This window comes from Streptomyces sp. NPDC055815, from assembly GCF_053616475.1.
This window is the reverse complement of sequence record NZ_JBSHDU010000121.1, coordinates 1-17266: the sequence shown is the minus strand read 5'-3', so window position 1 is coordinate 17266 and position 17266 is coordinate 1. Positions and strand designations below refer to the sequence as shown.

The 17266-nt window shown below is 71.4% G+C and carries 16 protein-coding genes; 4 read left to right on the top strand and 12 right to left on the bottom strand.

The window, feature by feature from the left end:
* Positions 1-89 precede the first annotated feature (89 nt).
* The 8 genes from ACWGN5_RS39705 to pgsA form a co-directional block, all read right to left on the bottom strand.
* The gene (locus ACWGN5_RS39705; protein ID WP_453523317.1) at positions 90-842 is read right to left on the bottom strand and encodes a YebC/PmpR family DNA-binding transcriptional regulator; all 753 of its coding nucleotides are present in this window, start codon (positions 840-842) and stop codon (positions 90-92) included.
* A 63-nt stretch (positions 843-905) separates the two neighbouring features.
* Entirely contained in the window at positions 906-1493 is a 588-nt protein-coding gene (pdxT, locus tag ACWGN5_RS39700) for a pyridoxal 5'-phosphate synthase glutaminase subunit PdxT (protein ID WP_453523315.1), read from the bottom strand.
* A 6-nt stretch (positions 1494-1499) separates the two neighbouring features.
* Positions 1500-2414 (bottom strand): pyridoxal 5'-phosphate synthase lyase subunit PdxS, encoded by a 915-nt coding sequence (gene pdxS, locus ACWGN5_RS39695; protein WP_184932491.1) that lies wholly within the window; start codon positions 2412-2414, stop codon positions 1500-1502.
* Positions 2415-2528: 114 nt separating this feature from the next.
* Positions 2529-3071, bottom strand: a complete 543-nt coding sequence (locus tag ACWGN5_RS39690; protein ID WP_369143180.1) for a hypothetical protein — start codon at positions 3069-3071, stop codon at positions 2529-2531.
* A gap of 11 nt (positions 3072-3082) precedes the next feature.
* Entirely contained in the window at positions 3083-3718 is a 636-nt protein-coding gene (locus tag ACWGN5_RS39685) for an MBL fold metallo-hydrolase (RefSeq protein WP_453523312.1), read from the bottom strand.
* A 182-nt stretch (positions 3719-3900) separates the two neighbouring features.
* On the bottom strand, positions 3901-5058 hold the full coding sequence (locus ACWGN5_RS39680; protein WP_453523310.1) for a glycosyltransferase family 4 protein: 1158 nt from the start codon (positions 5056-5058) through the stop codon (positions 3901-3903).
* Entirely contained in the window at positions 5055-5969 is a 915-nt protein-coding gene (locus ACWGN5_RS39675; RefSeq protein ID WP_453523308.1) for a phosphatidylinositol mannoside acyltransferase, read from the bottom strand. Before ACWGN5_RS39675 ends, ACWGN5_RS39680 begins: the two co-directional genes overlap by 4 nt.
* Positions 5966-6628 (bottom strand): phosphatidylinositol phosphate synthase, encoded by a 663-nt coding sequence (gene pgsA, locus ACWGN5_RS39670; protein ID WP_453523306.1) that lies wholly within the window; start codon positions 6626-6628, stop codon positions 5966-5968. Before pgsA ends, ACWGN5_RS39675 begins: the two co-directional genes overlap by 4 nt.
* Before the next feature lie 269 nt (positions 6629-6897).
* Between pgsA and ACWGN5_RS39665 the strand changes: the two genes are divergently transcribed.
* Positions 6898-9114: an elongation factor G-like protein EF-G2 gene (locus tag ACWGN5_RS39665; protein WP_453523304.1), complete on the top strand. Its 2217-nt coding sequence runs from the start codon at positions 6898-6900 to the stop codon at positions 9112-9114.
* A gap of 176 nt (positions 9115-9290) precedes the next feature.
* Entirely contained in the window at positions 9291-10946 is a 1656-nt protein-coding gene (locus tag ACWGN5_RS39660; protein ID WP_453523302.1) for a hypothetical protein, read from the top strand.
* Between the two features lie 28 nt (positions 10947-10974).
* Here the strand turns inward: ACWGN5_RS39660 and ACWGN5_RS39655 are convergent, their stop codons facing one another.
* The gene (locus ACWGN5_RS39655; RefSeq protein ID WP_225799511.1) at positions 10975-11538 is read right to left on the bottom strand and encodes an HIT family protein; all 564 of its coding nucleotides are present in this window, start codon (positions 11536-11538) and stop codon (positions 10975-10977) included.
* Positions 11539-11603: 65 nt separating this feature from the next.
* Between ACWGN5_RS39655 and ACWGN5_RS39650 the strand changes: the two genes are divergently transcribed.
* Entirely contained in the window at positions 11604-12290 is a 687-nt protein-coding gene (locus ACWGN5_RS39650; RefSeq protein ID WP_453523299.1) for a potassium channel family protein, read from the top strand.
* Between the two features lie 12 nt (positions 12291-12302).
* On the opposite strand, the gene thrS is transcribed toward ACWGN5_RS39650, so the two are convergent.
* The 3 genes from thrS to ACWGN5_RS39635 all read right to left on the bottom strand — a co-directional run bounded on the left by thrS (position 12303) and on the right by ACWGN5_RS39635 (position 16306).
* Entirely contained in the window at positions 12303-14279 is a 1977-nt protein-coding gene (gene thrS / locus ACWGN5_RS39645) for a threonine--tRNA ligase (protein WP_453523297.1), read from the bottom strand.
* 147 nt (positions 14280-14426) lie between these two features.
* Positions 14427-15740 carry a hypothetical protein gene (locus ACWGN5_RS39640; protein ID WP_453523295.1) on the bottom strand — a complete coding sequence of 438 codons (1314 nt, stop codon included), beginning with the start codon at positions 15738-15740 and terminating at the stop codon, positions 14427-14429.
* Positions 15740-16306, bottom strand: coding sequence for a DUF4365 domain-containing protein (locus ACWGN5_RS39635; protein WP_453523293.1), 567 nt, complete (start codon positions 16304-16306; stop codon positions 15740-15742). Before ACWGN5_RS39635 ends, ACWGN5_RS39640 begins: the two co-directional genes overlap by 1 nt.
* A gap of 121 nt (positions 16307-16427) precedes the next feature.
* Between ACWGN5_RS39635 and ACWGN5_RS39630 the strand changes: the two genes are divergently transcribed.
* Positions 16428-17156 (top strand): exonuclease domain-containing protein, encoded by a 729-nt coding sequence (locus ACWGN5_RS39630; protein WP_453523291.1) that lies wholly within the window; start codon positions 16428-16430, stop codon positions 17154-17156.
* Positions 17157-17266: the final 110 nt, after the last annotated feature.

Below are 17266 nucleotides of genomic sequence, written 5' to 3'. Positions count from 1 at the left end.
TTGCGGCCCCTGGCTAAGGGGGGCCACTGACAACGACGGCGGGCCGACGGGGTGTGTCCCCGTCGGCCCGCTGCTCGGAAGGTCCGCGATCAGGCGTCGACCTTCTCCATGACCTCGTCGCTGACGTCGAAGTTGGCGAAGACGTTCTGCACGTCGTCGCTGTCCTCCAGGGCGTCGATCAGCTTGAACATCTTGCGCGCGCCGTCCTCGTCGAGCTCGACCTGCATGGTCGGGACGAAGCTGGACTCGGCCGAGTCGTAGTCGATGCCGGCCTCCTGGAGGGCGGTACGGACCGCGACCAGGTCGGTGGCCTCGCTGATGATCTCGAAGGACTCGCCGAGGTCGTTGACCTCCTCGGCGCCGGCCTCGAGCACCGACTCCAGGACGTCGTCCTCGGACAGCTCGCCCTTGGGGAGCACGACGACGCCCTTGCGGTTGAACAGGTACGAGACCGAGCCCGGGTCGGCCATGGAGCCGCCGTTGCGGGTCATGGCGACGCGGACGTCCGAGGCGGCACGGTTGCGGTTGTCGGTGAGGCACTCGATGAGCACCGCGACACCGTTCGGGCCGTAGCCCTCGTACATGATCGTGGCGTAGTCGACGCCGCCGGCCTCAAGACCACCACCGCGCTTGACCGCGGAGTCGATGTTCTTGTTGGGGACCGAGCTCTTCTTCGCCTTCTGGATGGCGTCGTAGAGCGTCGGGTTGCCCTCGGGGTCGGCGCCGCCGGTGCGGGCCGCGACCTCGATGTTCTTGATCAGCTTCGCGAAGAGCTTGCCGCGCTTGGCGTCGATCACGGCCTTCTTGTGCTTCGTCGTAGCCCATTTAGAGTGGCCGGACATCTGCCTGTCTCCTTCGCGTAACCAACATCTTGAACGAACCCCAGAGATCCTACCGGGATCGTGTCACCGTTCCGCGCGCACCATGTCCACGAACAGCTCGTGGATCCGGTGATCGCCGGTGAGCTCGGGGTGGAAGGAGGTGGCGAGGGCCTTGCCCTGACGTACGGCGACGATGTGGCCCTCGTGCTCGGCGAGCACCTCGACCTGGGCGCCGACGGACTCCACCCACGGGGCGCGGATGAAGACGCCCTCGACGGGGGTGTCGATTCCCGCGACGGTGACGCCCGCCTCGAAGGACTCGTTCTGCCGCCCGAAGGCGTTGCGGCGGACGATCATGTCGATGCCGCCGAAGGTCTCCTGGCCCGAGCGCGGGTCGAGGATCTTGTCGGCGAGCATGATCAGGCCGGCGCAGGTGCCGTACACGGGCATGCCGGCGGCGATGCGCTCGCGCAGCGGCTCCATCAGGCCGAAGAGGACGGCCAGCTTGGAGATCGTGGTGGACTCGCCACCGGGGATGACCAGACCGTCGACCTCGGCGAGTTCCTCGGGACGCCGGACCGGCCTGGCCACGGCGTCAGCCGCGGCCAGGGCGATCAGGTGCTCCCGGACGTCGCCCTGGAGGGCCAGGACACCGATCACGGGCGTGCTCATGGGTGCTTACCAGCCCCGGTTCGCGTAGCGCTCGGACTCGGGGAGGGTGTCGCAGTTGATGCCGACCATGGCCTCGCCCAGGTTGCGGGAGGCGTCCGCGATGACCTTCGGGTCGTCGTAGAAGGTGGTGGCCTTCACGATGGCGGCGGCGCGCTTGGCCGGGTCGCCCGACTTGAAGATGCCGGAGCCGACGAAGACGCCCTCGGCGCCGAGCTGGCGCATGAGCGCGGCGTCGGCGGGGGTGGCGACACCACCGGCGGAGAACAGCACGACCGGCAGCTTGCCGAGCTCGGCGACCTCCTTGACGAGCTCGTACGGGGCGCGGAGCTCCTTGGCGGCGGCGAACAGCTCGTTGTTGTCGAAGCCGCGCAGCTTGGCGATCTCGTTCTTGATCTGGCGGAGGTGGCGGACGGCCTCGACGACGTTGCCGGTGCCGGCCTCGCCCTTGGAGCGGATCATGGCCGCGCCCTCGGCGATGCGGCGCAGGGCCTCGCCCAGGTTGGTGGCGCCACAGACGAAGGGGGTCGTGAAGGCCCACTTGTCGGAGTGGTTGATCTCGTCGGCCGGGGTGAGGACCTCGGACTCGTCGATGTAGTCGACACCGAGGGACTGCAGGACCTGGGCCTCGACGAAGTGGCCGATGCGGGACTTGGCCATGACCGGGATGGAGACCGCGCCGATGATCTCTTCGATCATGTTCGGGTCGGACATACGGGCGACGCCGCCGTCCTTGCGGATGTCCGCGGGGACCCGCTCCAGGGCCATGACGGCCACGGCGCCGGCGTCCTCGGCGATCTTGGCCTGCTCGGCGTTGACCACGTCCATGATCACGCCGCCCTTGAGCTGCTCGGCCATGCCGCGCTTCACGCGCGCGGTGCCGGTCTCGGGGGACTGGAAGGTGGTGGAAGGCGTGGTGGACACGGATACCTCACTCGTGACAACGGGGGTTGACGACAAGATGAGGAAACAGGCCACCTGCGGTCCACATCAAGGGCCAATGTGGACCCGGTGGATCGTTTTCCCAGGCTACGGGCGTCAGGCCGGGCGATCGGCAAGGGCCACGGGCGGCTCATCGTCCATTTCGAAGGCCAGCGGGAAGGGCGCGTGGCCCGCGAGCCGGAACCAGCGGACCTTGCGGTGCCGCCGCAGGGCGCGGGCCGCCCGGACGGCGTCGTTGTGGAAACGACGGGCCATCGGGACCCGGCGGACGGCCTGCGCGAGCTCCCCCGCCGCCTCCTCGCCGCCGGGCGCCGCGCGGACCAGCTCGACCTGCTCCGGCTCGCCGAAGACGGCCCGCAGCGCCTGGCTCAGCTCGCTCTCGGCGACCTCGCGCTGGTCCTCCTCCGCCTGCCGGGCGGCGTGCGCGGCCTCGTACAGCACGATCGAGGCGGCGGGGTCCAGGACGCCGGAGGTGGCGAGCTCCTGGGTGACCGAGGCCCGGCGCAGGAGCTGCGCGTCCAGGGCGGCGCGGGCGGCGTCGATGCGCGAGTGCAGCCGGTCGAGCCGCCCGGCGGTCCAGCTCAGATAGACGCCGATGAGGATCAGCGCGACGACGGTCCAGATCAGGGTTTCGGTCACGGGCGCACAGGCTACCGGGGCGGGGGCAGCACCCCTTCCCAAAGGTCACGGTCATGGGCGAACAGGACACGAGCGGGACGGCCGTCGGCGAGCTCGCCGAGCCGGTCGAGCCAGGGGAGGTACGGGCTGCCGAACTCGTGGGCGAAGTCGTACGCCTGCCCCGCGAGGACCGTGACGCGGTCGCCGTGGTCGAGGAGGAGGGACTGATGGCCCTCGGTGTGCCCGGGCGTCGGCACGATGCGCAGGCCCCGCGCGATCTCGTGCTCGCCGTCGAGCTCCTCGTACCGGACGCCGGGCAGGAGCGAGTCGATGGTGTACCCGCCGGCGCGGGCGGTGGCCAGCTCGGTGCGCTGGACGAGGACGGGTGTCGTGGGAAACCGCTGGTTGCCGCCGATGTGGTCGAAGTGCAGGTGGCAGTTGACGACGAGGTCGACGTCTTCGGGGCCGACGGTCAGCGGGTGCCGGACCGGCTGATAGTGCGCGTCGGTCTCCGGGGACCCGGTCCCCATGCCGGTGTCGAAGAGCAGCCGCACGCCCGCGTGGCGCACGAGATACCCGAGAACGGGTTCCACGCGCGCGTGGGGGCCGTGCCACTCGTGGGCGGGGCGGGTGAAGTACCCGAGGTCTAGCCGGGTGATCGTCTCCATGCAGCCACCATGCCCGCGCGCCCCCGTTGTGGGCAGGCGTTCCGCAAGGGGCGGAACGGGTGGGCCGGGGCACCGCCCAGCCGGGCGCGGGCCCCACACGGGCGGTGGGCCGAGGCGCCGCCCACGTGGGTGCGGGCCCCACACGCGCACGCGAGGAGGCACCGCCCAGCAGGGTGCGGGTCCTACAGGCCCAGGCGGGCTCGTAGGCCGCCCGTGCGTTCGTCCGTGTCCACCGCCGCCGCCGCCCCGTCCGTCACCGTCTCGTACACCGCGAGGATGTCCGCCCCGACCGTCGACCAGTCGAAGCGCCGCACATGGGCCGAGCCCCGGGCGCTCAGCTCCTTGCGCCGGGGCGCGTCCCCGAGGAGCGCGATCGCGGCGTCCGCGAGCGCTTCGGCGTCCTCGTTGGCGAAGAGCTCGCCCGCCGTCCCCTGGTCGAGGACCTGCGCGAAGGCGTCCAGGTCGGAGGCGAGGACCGGCGCGCCGGCCGAGAGCGCCTCGACGAGGATGATGCCGAAGCTCTCGCCGCCGGTGTTGGGCGCCACGTACACGTCGACGCTCCGCAGCAGCCGCGCCTTGTCCTCGTCGCTGACCATGCCGAGGAACTCGACGCGCGAGCGCATCCCGGCCGGGAGCGAGGCTACCGCCTCCTCCTCGTCACCGCGTCCGGCCACCAGGAGACGGGCCTCCGGCCGCTCGGTGAGGATCTTCGGGAGGGCTCGCATGAGGACGGGCAGGCCCTTGCGCGGCTCGTCGATGCGGCCGATGAAGCCGAGGGTCTCGCCCTGCCACTCCTTCCTCGGTTCGGCGCGGGCGAAGAAGTCCACGTCGACGCCGTTCGGGATGACGACGGCGTCGCCGCCCAGGTGCTCCACCAGCGTCCGGCGCGCGTACTCGCTCACCGCGATGCGGGCGCTGATCTTCTCCAGGGCCGGCTGGAGGATCGGATACGCGGCGATCATGGCCCGCGAGCGCGGGTTCGAGGTGTGGAAGGTGGCCACGATCGGCCCCTGTGCCGCCCAGCAGGTGAGCAGCCCGAGCGACGGGGAGGTCGGCTCGTGGATGTGGACGACGTCGAAGGTCCCGTCGTGCAGCCAGCGGCGGACCCGCGCGGCGGAGAGGAAGCCGAAGCTGAGCCGTGCCACGGAGCCGTTGTAGGACACGGGGACGGCCCGGCCGGCGGAGACGACGTACGGCGGCAGCGGGGTGTCGTCGTCGGCGGGGGCGAGGACGGAGACCTCGTGGCCCAGCCGGATGAGGTGCTCGGCGAGGTCGCGGATGTGGAACTGGACGCCGCCCGGCACGTCCCAGGAGTACGGACAGACGATCCCGATCTTCACGCGCCCGGCTCCTCCCGCTCTTCCAGGTCCGAGAGCCACAGTCGTTGCAGCATGTGCCAGTCCTCCGGGTGGTCCGCGATGCCGCCGGCGAAGGCGTCGGCCAGGTCCTGTGTCATCAAGGACGTCTTCTCGGCCCGCGTACCTGACTCGGGTACGTCGATCGGTGCGTGGATCCGGCCCTTCATGACCGTCGTGTCGTCGTACCAGAGCGTCACCGGCAGCAGCAGCGCGCCGGTCTGCTGGGCGAGGATCGCCGGGCCGGCCGGCATCCGGGCGGTGTCCCCGAAGAACGTGACCTCGATGCCGGAGGCCGACAGGTCGCGGTCGGCGACCAGGCAGACCAGGCCGCCGGCCCGCAGCCGCCGGGCGAGGGTGCCGAAGGCGGAGCCGCCGGTGTGCGGCAGGACCTCCATGCCGAGGGACTCGCGGTAGGCGACGAACCGGTCGTACAGCGACTCCGGCTTGAGCCGCTCCGCGACCGTGGTGAACGGCACGCCGACCGAGCGGGTCACCCACACGCCCGCGAGGTCCCAGTTGGCCAGGTGCGGCAGGGCGAGGATGACGCCGCGCCCGGAGGCGAGGCCCTCCTCCAGATAGTGGCGGTCCTTGATGTCGATGGACCGCTCGACCCGCTCCTTGCTCCAGGTCGGCAGCCGGAAGGACTCCATCCAGTACCGCATGTACGAGCGCATGCCGGCCTGCGAGAGTTCGGCGAGCCGCTCGGGCGTGGCGTCCGGCACCACGCGCGCGAGGTTGGACTCCAGGCGCAGGACGCTCTTGCCGCGCCGCTTCCACGCGAGGTCGGCGATCTTCCGGCCGAGGCCCGTCGCCACCGGTTCCGGCAGCTTCTTCACGGTCGCCCAGCCGGCACCGTAGAGACCGTCGCTCAGTCGTTCCTTGAGGGTGCTCACGAGGCCGCCCCGCCGCCCCCGGCCGTGGCGGCGTCCGCCTCGGCCGATTCCCTGCGCACGGTCACGACCCGCTGGCCCAGCGTGACGGCGCTGCCGACGGCCACGATCCACAGGGCGATCGGGAGCAGGACCTCGACACCGGGCACGCCGAACGTGTGCAGGCCGGCGAGGCCGGCGGCGACCAGCGAGATCACCAGGCGCTCGGCGCGCTCGACCAGGCCGTTCACGGCGACGGGCAGGCCAATCGATTCGCCTCGGGCCTTGGTGTACGAGACGACCTGGCCGCTCGCGAGGCAGAAGATCGACACGGCGCACAGGATGTTGTCGTCGCCCTTGCCGGCGTACCAGAGCGCGAAGCCGCCGAAGATCGCGCCGTCGGCGACCCGGTCGAGCGTCGAGTCGAGGAAGGCGCCCCAGCGGCTGGAGATCCCCGCCTGCCGGGCCATGTTGCCGTCGACGAGGTCGGAGAAGACGAACAGGGTGATGACGATCGTGCCCCAGAAGAATTCTCCGCGGGGGAAGAAGACCAGCGCACCGGCCATCACCCCCGCCGTGCCGATGAGCGTGACCGCGTCGGGGCTGACGCCCCTGCGGAGCAGAAACGCGGCGAACGGTGTGAGGACACGCGTGAAAAAGGCACGCGCGTACTTGTTCAGCATGGCCTTCCCGAGGTTCGGTTGGCCGCGCGGCCCCTATGACCACCGGCTCACCCATCGTAGCCACGAGCGTCCCGGGCTACGGGCGGGCACCCGCTCCGCCGCGTCGGCGTCCCTCCCGGAGCCTCCGGGAGGTACGACGTATGGACGCTTCCTGGCGTCGGTGCAAAGCTCGAAGGACCACCGCGGGCACCGCTGGAGCCGTACCGCGACACACCACTCCCCCGCGCCCGCGTCCCGCCGCACCGTGCGAGCAGTCGGGAGGAAACATCATGGGTGACAAGGCGAAGACCCCCGCCGGAGCCGCCGGCAGGGCTCCTACGGCCGACCGGCCCTCGGCCGTGCGGAACGTGGTGCTGGTCGGCCACAGCGGATCGGGCAAGACGACCCTCGTCGAGGCCCTCGCGCAGACCGCGGGGGCGGTCAACCGGGCCGGTCGGGTCGAGGACGGCGCGACCGTCTCCGACTACGACGAGATCGAGCACCGCCAGCAGCGCTCCGTACAGCTCTCGCTCGTCCCGGTCGGCTGGGACGGATACAAGATCAATCTCCTCGACACCCCCGGGTACGCCGACTTCGTCGGGGAGCTGAGGGCCGGTCTGCGCGCGGCGGACGCGGCCCTCTTCGTCGTCTCGGCCGCCCAGGAGGCCGACGCCGTCGCCGGGTCCACGCGCATGATCTGGGAGGAGTGCGCCGCCGTCGGGATGCCGCGCGCCATCGTCGTCACCCACCTCGACACGGCCCGCACCGACTTCACCGAGCTCACCGCCGTCTGCGCCGGGCTGTTCGGCCGGGACGACCCCGACGCCGTCCTCCCGCTGTATCTGCCGGTGCGCGGCGCCGAGGGCGCCGACGGGCACGCGCCCGCGACCGGCCTGGTCGGCCTGCTGTCGGAGCGGATCTTCGACTACTCCTCCGGGGTCCGCCGGGAGAACCCGCCGGACGAGGCACAGCGGGAGCTCATCGCGGAAGCCCGGGCCCGGCTCATCGAGGGGATCATCGCCGAGAGCGAGGACGAGACCCTCATGGACCGCTATCTCGGCGGCGAGCAGATCGACATGAAGACCCTCGTCGACGACCTGGAGAAGGCCGTCGCCCGGGGCGCCTTCCATCCGGTGCTCGCGGCCGCTCCCGCCGCCGACGGCGGCACGCAGGGCCTCGGCACCCTGGAACTCCTGGAGCTGATCACCGGCGGCTTCCCCTCGCCCCTGGAGCACGAGGCGCCCGCCGTCACGACCCCCGACGGCCGCTCCCGGCCCGCGATCAGCTGCGACCCCGAGGGGCCGCTGGTCGCCGAGGTCGTCAAGACGGCCGCCGACCCCTATGTGGGAAGGATCTCCCTGGTCCGGGTCTTCTCCGGCACCCTGCGCCCCGACGAGACCGTGCACGTCTCCGGTCACGGCCTCGCCGACGGGTCCCGCGACGGCCACGAACTCCACGAGGCGGAGGAACGGATCGGCGGGCTGACCTCGCCGTTCGGGCGGCAGCAGCGCCCGCTGGCGGAGTGCATCGCCGGGGACCTCGCCTGTGTCGCCCGGCTCGGCCACGCGGAGACCGGCGACACCGTCTCCGCCAAGGACGATCCGCTCCTGATGGAGCCGTGGACCATGCCGGAGCCGCTGCTACCGCTGGCCGTGCAGGCCCACGGCAAGGCCGACGAGGACCGGCTCTCGCAGGGCCTCGCCCGGCTGGTCGCCGAGGATCCGACCCTGCGGCTCGAACAGAACCAGGACACCCGGCAGGTGGTGCTGTGGTGCCTGGGCGAGGCCCACCAGGACGTCGCCCTGGAGCGGCTGCGCGGCCGTTACGGGGTGCAGGTGGACGCCGTGCCGTACAAGGTGGCGCTGCGCGAGACCTTCGGCGGCCCCGCCTCGGGCCGCGGCCGGCACGTCAAGCAGTCCGGCGGCCACGGCCAGTACGCCATCTGCGAGATCGACGTGGAGCCGCTGCCGCCGGGCAGTGGCGTGGAGTTCGTCGACAAGGTGGTCGGCGGGGCGGTCCCGCGCCAGTTCGTGCCCTCGGTCGAGAAGGGGATCCGGGCGCAGGCCGCGCGCGGCCTTGCGACCGGCCATCCGCTCGTCGACATCCGGGTCACCCTGCGGGACGGCAAGGCCCACTCGGTGGACTCCTCCGACGCGGCCTTCCAGACCGCCGGGGCGCTGGCGCTGCGCGAGGCGGCCGCCGAGGTGCCCGTCCATCTCCTGGAGCCGGTCGCCCAGGTCGAGGTCCTCGTCCCCGACGAGTACGTCGGCCCGGTGATGAGCGACCTGTCGGGGCGGCGCGGCCGGGTCGTCGGCACCGACCAGGCCGGTCCGGGCCGGACCGTGGTGAGGGCCGAGGTGCCGGAGATCGAGATCGGGCGGTACGCGATCGACCTGCGCTCGATCTCCCACGGCACCGGCCGGTTCGACCGCACGTACGCCCGGCACGAGCCGATGCCACCGCACCTGGCGGAGAAGATCCGCGAACAGGCCGAAAATGGCTCCTAGTTGACGGAGGGGCAGGGGCCCACGTCCGCCCGGCACTCGCCGGGCGGACGTCATTCGGCCGTCACCATCCACAGGCAGTGACGCATCCGGTCGTACCCGGTTACGCTGTGGTGCCCAGCTCAGAAGGTGTGCGGGGCGCGGCAGTTGGGAACAGCCCGCACAGGTACTCGCGCGCGATGGGGGCGGCAGTGGCGATCGACGGTTTCGGACCCGGGGCACAGATCCCCCTCCAGAGCACGGGAGGCGGCACGGGCGCGACGAACGCGCTCGCGTCCGCCGCGTACCGCGACAGTCCGCTGAAGACGATCCAGGAAGCCGACAACGACCTCTACAAGACCACGGTCAAGGAGGGGAAGTGGGGGCTCTTCAGCCCCGACCTCGGCGAGGCCTTCTCCCGCGCGGTGCAGGTCCGGATGCTCGGCGGCGCCCGCAAGGCCCTGATCCAGTCCTTCGGGGCCGAGCCGCAGCCGGTCGTCGAGCACTGCCTGGCCGCCACCCATCTGCGCCGGCAGCGCGACGTCAAGCTGACCCTGGTCACCTTCTTCTGCGGCGTCCTGTTCCTGCCCGGTCTGCTGCTGTGGCTGGGCGTCATCCAGCTCCGCCGGCTCGTCTCCGGCTCCGAGAACAAGCGCAACGGCGCCATCGGCACCGCCCTGCTCTGGGCCGCCGGGATCTTCGCCGCGCTCGTCCTGATCAAGCTGCCCTTCAACGGGATCCTGCCGAACTACCTGCGCGCGATGGTCGTCGCCCCGGTCGTCGGCTGGTACCTCGCGAGCCGGATCTGCCTGAAGGCCGCCGTCGACCTGCGCGAGCGCTGGTCCGGCCTGCTCGGCGGCGGCGGGATCGGCCCCCACGTCCCGAAGTCCGTCCCGCAGGACCCGGGCGAGAAGTCGGCGGAGGCGCTCCGGGTCAACCTGGAGAAGCTCTCCGCGGAGCAGCAGTCGAACATCGTCTTCTACGCCGGTACCAAGGGGATCCTCGGCCTAGGCACCCGCTGGGGCAGCTGGACGCTCGCCGAGGAGCTGGTCCCGCAGGCCGGCAAGGAACTCCACGCCTTCCGCGCCTGGGACGTCATCCGCAGGATCCACGACGAGCTGGCGCTCCTGGAGCGCGGCTCGCTGAAGACCGGCTTCCCCAAGCCGACCGTCAAGCACTGGATCGTCTCCCCGGTCGGCGAGGGCGCCGACGAGGTCACCCGCCCCGAGGGCGACAACATCGTCCACTACCAGGTCAAGCCGCACGAGATACAGCGCATCTGCAACGACCAGCAGTTCGGCGCGGGCAACCGCCACTACCTCGGTGTGCAGTTCACCCTCTGGGACGGCAATCTCGTCCTGACGATGATGGTGACGGTGACCTCGCTCCACCACACGCTCCGGATCGAGGTCACCGGCCACGCGCTCGGCCCCGTCCACGGCCTGTTCACCACGAAGCCGAAGGCGAAGACCAAGGAGGTCTCGAAGACCGTCCGCTTCTGGGAGACGAAGGAGATCCAGCAGCCGCTGCTGACGACCCAGGACATCGTGCGGCTCGCGGTCCGCGCCCCGCTCACCTGGTACCCGCCGGTCCTGGAGTTCCTCGGCGGCAAGATGACGCTGCCCGAGCCGTTCGGCCTGCGGCACGTCTGGGCCGGGCCGCTGTGGAAGAACCGGTTCATGGCCGACGACGCCATCCGCATGGCCACGCCCGTGCTGCGGGCCGTCCACGCCGCGACGCTCAAGGTGCTCGACGAGCACAACGTGGAGACGGAGCGCTTCACCAACCGCTCGCTCGTCCTCAGCGGCGGCATCCAGGACCCGGGTCCGAAGAAGGCCGACGTCTACGACGCCTGACCCGGGTCCTCCACGGGATCCGGGGGTCTCAGAGGGTGGCCGGCCAGGCGTCGGCCAGCATCTTCCGGGTGTCGGCGAGCAGCTGGGGCAGCACCTTGGTGTGCCCCACGACCGGCATGAAGTTGGTGTCCCCGCCCCAGCGGGGCACCACGTGCTGGTGCAGGTGCGCGGCGATGCCGGCGCCGGCGACGGCGCCCTGGTTCATGCCGATGTTGAAGCCGTGGGCGCCGGAGGCCGCCCGCAGCGCGACCATCGCCCGCTTGGTGAAGGCGGCGAGCTCGACCGTCTCGGCCTCGTCGAGGTCGGTGTAGTCGGCGACGTGGCGGTACGGGACGACCATCAGGTGACCGCCGTTGTACGGGTAGAGGTTGAGCACCGCGTAGACGCCCTGGCCGCGCGCGATGACCAGACCGTCCTCGTCCGACTTCGACGGAATCACACAGAACGGACAGCCGTCCTCGGCCCCCGGCCCGGTCGGCTTGTTCTCGCCCTGGATGTACGCCATCCGGTGAGGCGTCCACAGGCGCTGGAACGCGTCCTGCGTCCCCACTCCGATCTGCTGCTCCGGCTCAGTCGTCATGCTGAGCAGCATATTGCGTCGTCCGTTCGGAACGTGTCGCCGGGGCGGAAGATCCATGCAGCGGCCATGCTGATCGGATGAGAGACAGCCCGCTGATCCCGCCCGCGCAGGAACGCTGGGACGACCGGATGGAGACCCCGCTGACGGTGATGGCCCTGGTCTATCTCGCCGCCTACGCGGTGCGGATCCTGGGCCATGGCCTGGCGGGGCCCCTGCGCGACCTGTGTCTCGCGCTGACCTACATGGCCTGGGCGGTCTTCATCGTCGACTATGTCGTACGGGTCAGGCTGAGCGGTCTCGGCCTGTTCCGCTTCATGCGCCACCACTTCCTCGACACGGCGGTCGTGGTGCTGCCGCTGCTGCGCCCGCTCCGGGTGGTGAGCGTGTACGACCGGGTGCAGCGCCGCCGCGACAAGCCCCGGCTCACGCTCTACGCCCGGGTCATGGCGTACGCGGGCATGACGGCGAGCCTGCTGGGCTTCGCGGGGGCGCTGACCGTCTACCACTACGAGTACACCGCCCCGGGCGCGACGATCCGCACCTTCGGGGACGCGGTGTGGTGGGCCTGCGCGACCCTGGCGACGGTGGGCTACGGCGACGTGACCCCGGTGACCCCGATGGGCCGCCTCACGGCGGTGGGCATGATGGGCGTGGGGCTCGCCCTGCTCGGCGCGGTGACGGGTTCGTTCTCGTCCTGGCTGATCCAGGCGTTCACCCGGGAGGACGAGAAGGGGCCCCCGGGGGATTCCCCGGGAGCCCCTTGAAGGCTCAGGCCGTCAGACCTGGACGCGGTCCTCGACGACCTTGGCGAGCTTGGCGATCGCCTCGTCGACGGGGATGCCGTTCTCCTGCGAGCCGTCGCGGTAGCGGAAGGAGACGGCGCCGGCGGCCATGTCCTCGTCACCCGCGATGATCATGAAGGGGACCTTCTGCTTCTGCGCGTTCCGGATCTTCTTCTGCATCCGGTCCGAGGAGGAGTCGACCTCCACCCGCAGGCCCTGCTTCTTCGCCTTGGCGGCGAACTCGTGCAGGTAGTCGACGTGCGCGTCGCCGATCGGGATGCCGGTCGCCTGGACCGGGGCCAGCCACGGCGGCATAGCGCCCGCGTAGTGCTCCAGGAGCACGGCGAAGAACCGCTCGATCGAGCCGAACAGCGCGCGGTGGATCATGACCGGGCGCTGCTTGGTGCCGTCCGGGGCGGTGTACTCCAGGTCGAAGCGCTCCGGCAGGTTGAAGTCGAGCTGGACGGTCGACATCTGCCAGGTGCGGCCGATGGCGTCCCGCGCCTGCACGGAGATCTTCGGGCCGTAGAACGCGGCGCCGCCCGGGTCGGGGGTGAGCGGGAGGCCCTGCTTCTCGGCGACCTGCTGGAGGACCGCGGTGGCCTCCTCCCACACCTCGTCCGAGCCGACGAACTTCTCCGGGTCCTTGGTCGACAGCTCCAGGTAGAAGTCGGTCAGACCGTAGTCGCGGAGCAGGTTCAGGACGAAGGTGAGGGTCTTGTCGAGCTCCTCCGCCATCTGCTCACGGGTGCAGTAGATGTGCGCGTCGTCCTGGGTGAAGCCACGGGCCCGGGTCAGACCGTGGACGACGCCGGACTTCTCGTACCGGTACACGGTGCCGAACTCGAACAGGCGCAGCGGCAGCTCACGGTAGGAGCGCCCGCGCGCGTCGAAGATCAGGTTGTGCATCGGGCAGTTCATGGGCTTGAGGTAGTAGTCCACGCCCTCGTCGAGCTGCATGGGGGGGTACATGCCCTCGGCGTACCAGTCCAGGTGGCCCGACTTCTCGAACAGCTTGCCCTTGGTGGCGTGCGGCGAGTAGACGAACTCGTAGCCCTCCTCCTCGTGGCGCTTGCGCGAGTAGTCCTCCATGACCCGGCGGATGATGCCGCCCTTGGGGTGGAAGACCGCGAGGCCGGAGCCGATCTCGTCCGGGATGGAGAAGAGGTCGAGCTCGTTGCCCAGCTTGCGGTGGTCGCGCTTCTCGGCCTCGGCGAGGAAGTCGAGGTGCGCCTTCAGCTCGTCCTTCGACGGCCAGGCGGTGCCGTAGATGCGCTGGAGCATCGGGTTCTTCTCGCTGCCGCGCCAGTAGGCGGCGGCGTTGCGCATCAGCTTGAACGCCGGGATGTTCCGGGTGGTGGGCAGGTGGGGACCGCGGCAGAGGTCCTTCCAGCACAGCTCGCCGGTCTTGGCGTCCAGGTTGTCGTAGATGGTCAGCTCGCCGCCGCCCACCTCGACGTTCGCGCCGTCGTCGGTCGACGCGGAACCCTTGATGCCGATGAGCTCCAGCTTGTACGGCTCGTCCGCCAGCTCCTCGCGGGCGGCCTCGTCGGTCACCACGCGGCGGGCGAAGCGCTGGCCGCGCTTCTGGATCTCCTGCATCTTCTTCTCGATGACCTTGAGGTCCTCGGGAGTGAAGGGCTTCTCGACGTCGAAGTCGTAGTAGAAGCCGTCCCGGACCGGCGGGCCGATGCCCAGCTTGGCCTCGGGGAAGAGCTCCTGCACGGCCTGGGCCATGACGTGCGCGGTCGAGTGGCGCAGGATGTCGAGACCGTCCGGGGAGGAGATCTCGACGCCCTCGACGACATCGCCGTCGGCGAGCACGTACGACAGGTCCTTCAGCTCGCCGCCCACGCGGGCGGCGATGACGGTGCGGTCGTCGGCGAACAGGGCGCCGGCGGTGGTGCCCGCGCTCACCGCCCTCTCCTCTGCCTCCGAGGCGGACTGGACGGTCACACGGACATCAGACACGGGTACTCCATACATAAGGGCGCTGGCAGACACGAGGTGCCGGCGCCGGCGACGCGCGGCAGAGACGAGGTGCCGCGTCGTCACCGATCTTACCGAGCGGTTCGCACCCCTCGCGCAAGGGATTCCCGTGCCTCCGCTCCCCCGCCCCTACTCCTCCTCCGGGCCGCAGGCCTCCTCGAAGAAATCGAGGTTCTCGTGCAGGGCCTTGAGGAGCCGGTCCCGTTCGGTCTCGTCGACCTGGACGGGGACGACCCCGGTGGCGTCGGTGAGACGGCGGAAGCCGCCCCGGCTCTCCAGGCGCCCCACCACCCGGATCGGGAGGCCGACGAGATGGGCGTGGCCGGCCGTGCGGTACGCCTCCTCGTCGAGGGCGACCCGGACGTGCGGGACCTCGGCGCCGCCGAGCACCCGGAGCCGTACGATCCCCTCGCCGCGCGGCCCCGAGCGGCGCATGCGGACCACGGCGCCGGTCAGCCGGACCGGCACGGAGGGCTCGTCCGTCAGATAGCGGGCACTGGCCTCCCGCAGCGCGGGCAGGTCGCCGGGCGAGAACTCGACCGGTTCGGGCCGGGCGGCGCACCCCTCGGGCGCCCCCGCGGCCGGGGCCCACTCCAGGGCCACGCGGGCGCCCTCGGTGCCCCGGACGAGGGCGACGAGCGCCTCGGTGAGCTCGCGGCTGACGCCCGCCTCGACGGCCGCGTCGAAGGCCTCCATGCCGCCGGTGGCCCGCTGGTAGTCGACGGCCTCGCGGGCCGCGTACAGCGCGTGGTACAGCCGGACGGCGATCGGGCGGCCCGGTTCGACCGGCAGGAAGGCGGTCAGGCCGCGGCCGCCGGGCGCCGCGCCGACGACCACGGTCTCCAGGGACGCCTGGGCGGCGCGCCGGTGCCGGGCCCCGTAGTAGCCGGCCCGGCCGCGCACGGCGAGGGCACCGGCCAGGAGGAGCTGGCGGGCGGCGGACCTGAGCTGCTCCTGCACGGTCCAGGGGACGGTGCCGGCCGGTCCCGGGGGCACGTCGCGCCACCAGCGGATCTCGTCGCTGGGCACGGAGAGGCCGGTGAGGACCTCGCGGGCGGAGGGCGTGGCGCTGCGGGCGAGGGCGGTGAGCGCCTCGCCGAGCAGGTCCTCGCAGTCCGGGAAGGCGCGGCTCTCCGGGACGAGGAGGCTCGTGCCGGTGCCGCTGCCGGGCGGGGTCCAGCGGCTGTAGCGGCCCACGGCGCCGCCGCGCCGCCGCCAGCCGTGTCGGGCGAGCAGGGCGCCGAGGACCCGCGGGTCGACCCTGCCCGGGTCGGGTGTCCCCTGGGTGTCGGCCCAGGGCCCGATGGGCGGGGCGGGGATCCCGGTCCAGGGCCCGGGGGTCTCGCCGGGCGCCGGATGGGGCCGGTAGGGCGGGGGGACGGGGCCGTGGCCGGCCCCGTCCCCCTCGTGCCCGAACCCGGGTTCGTCGATCGGCCGGTGCATCAAGGTCTCCCTCCCACGCCGACCCGGGTCATGATCTCGCAGAGCGCCCGGTCGTCGAAGATCCGTGTCGTCGGGATGCGCACGGTGGTCCGGCGCCGTCCCGTGACCGGGTGTCCGGCCAGGTTGATCCAGTAGCAGCAGTGCCGCAGGTCGAGCCGGTCGTGGCTCGCTCTCAGCCAGTCCTCCTGCGCCCTCGGGACGAGCATCACGACCAGGATCTTGTGCACGGACACCGGCGTCCGGGCGAGTTTCACCAGGTGGTCGTTGTCGAGGGTGAAGGAGAACGCGTTCCCCGGCGGGCGGGGCGGTATCTGGTAGGTGCACTTGAGCTGCACCTTGATGGTCACTTCGTCGTCGACGGTGTGCCCGGGAGCGCTGTGGCTCACGTGCCAGTCGATGCCGTTGTCCGGAAAGGGCTGGGACAGCGAGCAGCCGGCCGCGGCGGCGACGGCGTGCAGGTATCCCACCTGAAGGGTCTCCATGCAGGCGGTGGTGGCGAGTGAGCCGCGCGTCGGTGCCACCCGCTGGGGCGGCAGCCCTCCCGACTCGGGCTGGGCGAGCGCCATGTCTTCTTCCTTCCCCGTCCCTTGTGTTGTGACCGGTCCGCGTACGACGCAAACAGTCCGGGTATCACCGTTTCGGGGCAGGGGGTTGGCCATCTGCCGCACGTGTGCAGGGAGTTCGGGGATGTCGATGCACTGGTACGAAGGGCCCCTGGCCGCTTTCGACACGGAGACCACAGGAGTTGACGTCGAGGAGGACCGGATCGTCTCGGCCGCCCTCGTCGTCCAGGACACGGAGGGGGCGCGCCCGCGGGTGACGCGCTGGCTGGTCAACCCCGGCATACCGGTGCCGGAGGGGGCCACGGCGGTCCACGGCCTGACGGACGATCACCTCCAGCGGAACGGCCGGTGGCCGGCCCCGGTGATGGAGGAGCTGGCCCGCGCGCTGGCCGAGCAGTCGGCGGCGGGGCGGCCGCTGGTGGTGATGAACGCGCCGTTCGACCTGACGATCCTGGACCGGGAGCTGCGCCGGCACCGGGCGTCGTCGCTGGGCAACTACACGGCGGGCAGCCCCCTGACGGTCCTCGACCCGCGGGTCCTGGACAAGCACCTGGACCGGTACCGGAAGGGCCGCAGGACGCTGACGGACCTGTGCGCGCACTACGAGGTGGAGCTGGCGGGCGCGCACGACGCGGCGGCGGACGCGACGGCGGCGATGGATGTCGTACGGGCGGTGGCGCGGCGCTTCTCGTCCCGCCTGGAGCGGCTGACGCCGGCCGAACTCCACACGCTCCAGGCGGTGTGGCACGCGGCGCAGGCGCGGGGCCTCCAGGCCTGGTTCACCCGGCAGGGCACGCCGGAGACGGTGGACCCGTCGTGGCCGCTGCGGCCGGAGCTGCGCACGGCGGCGTGACGGGGGCGGGAATGCGGAAGGCCGGGGCGGGGTAAGAAGGGCCCGCCGCAACCCGTTGGGGGAAAAGGGGTAGTACAACTTAACCCCAAGGTGAGAAAGAAATTCGCACC

Coding starts and splice junctions, on each gene's coding strand:
- ACWGN5_RS39705 (WP_453523317.1), bottom strand. CDS start 842: ATGTCCGGCCACTCTAAATGGGCTACGACGAAGCACAAGAAGGCCGTG.
- pdxT (WP_453523315.1), bottom strand. CDS start 1,493: ATGAGCACGCCCGTGATCGGTGTCCTGGCCCTCCAGGGCGACGTCCGG.
- ACWGN5_RS39685 (WP_453523312.1), bottom strand. CDS start 3,718: ATGGAGACGATCACCCGGCTAGACCTCGGGTACTTCACCCGCCCCGCC.
- pgsA (WP_453523306.1), bottom strand. CDS start 6,628: ATGCTGAACAAGTACGCGCGTGCCTTTTTCACGCGTGTCCTCACACCG.
- ACWGN5_RS39665 (WP_453523304.1), top strand. CDS start 6,898: ATGGGTGACAAGGCGAAGACCCCCGCCGGAGCCGCCGGCAGGGCTCCT.
- ACWGN5_RS39660 (WP_453523302.1), top strand. CDS start 9,291: ATGGGGGCGGCAGTGGCGATCGACGGTTTCGGACCCGGGGCACAGATC.
- ACWGN5_RS39655 (WP_225799511.1), bottom strand. CDS start 11,538: ATGCTGCTCAGCATGACGACTGAGCCGGAGCAGCAGATCGGAGTGGGG.
- ACWGN5_RS39650 (WP_453523299.1), top strand. CDS start 11,604: ATGAGAGACAGCCCGCTGATCCCGCCCGCGCAGGAACGCTGGGACGAC.
- ACWGN5_RS39640 (WP_453523295.1), bottom strand. CDS start 15,740: ATGCACCGGCCGATCGACGAACCCGGGTTCGGGCACGAGGGGGACGGG.
- ACWGN5_RS39635 (WP_453523293.1), bottom strand. CDS start 16,306: ATGGCGCTCGCCCAGCCCGAGTCGGGAGGGCTGCCGCCCCAGCGGGTG.
- ACWGN5_RS39630 (WP_453523291.1), top strand. CDS start 16,428: ATGTCGATGCACTGGTACGAAGGGCCCCTGGCCGCTTTCGACACGGAG.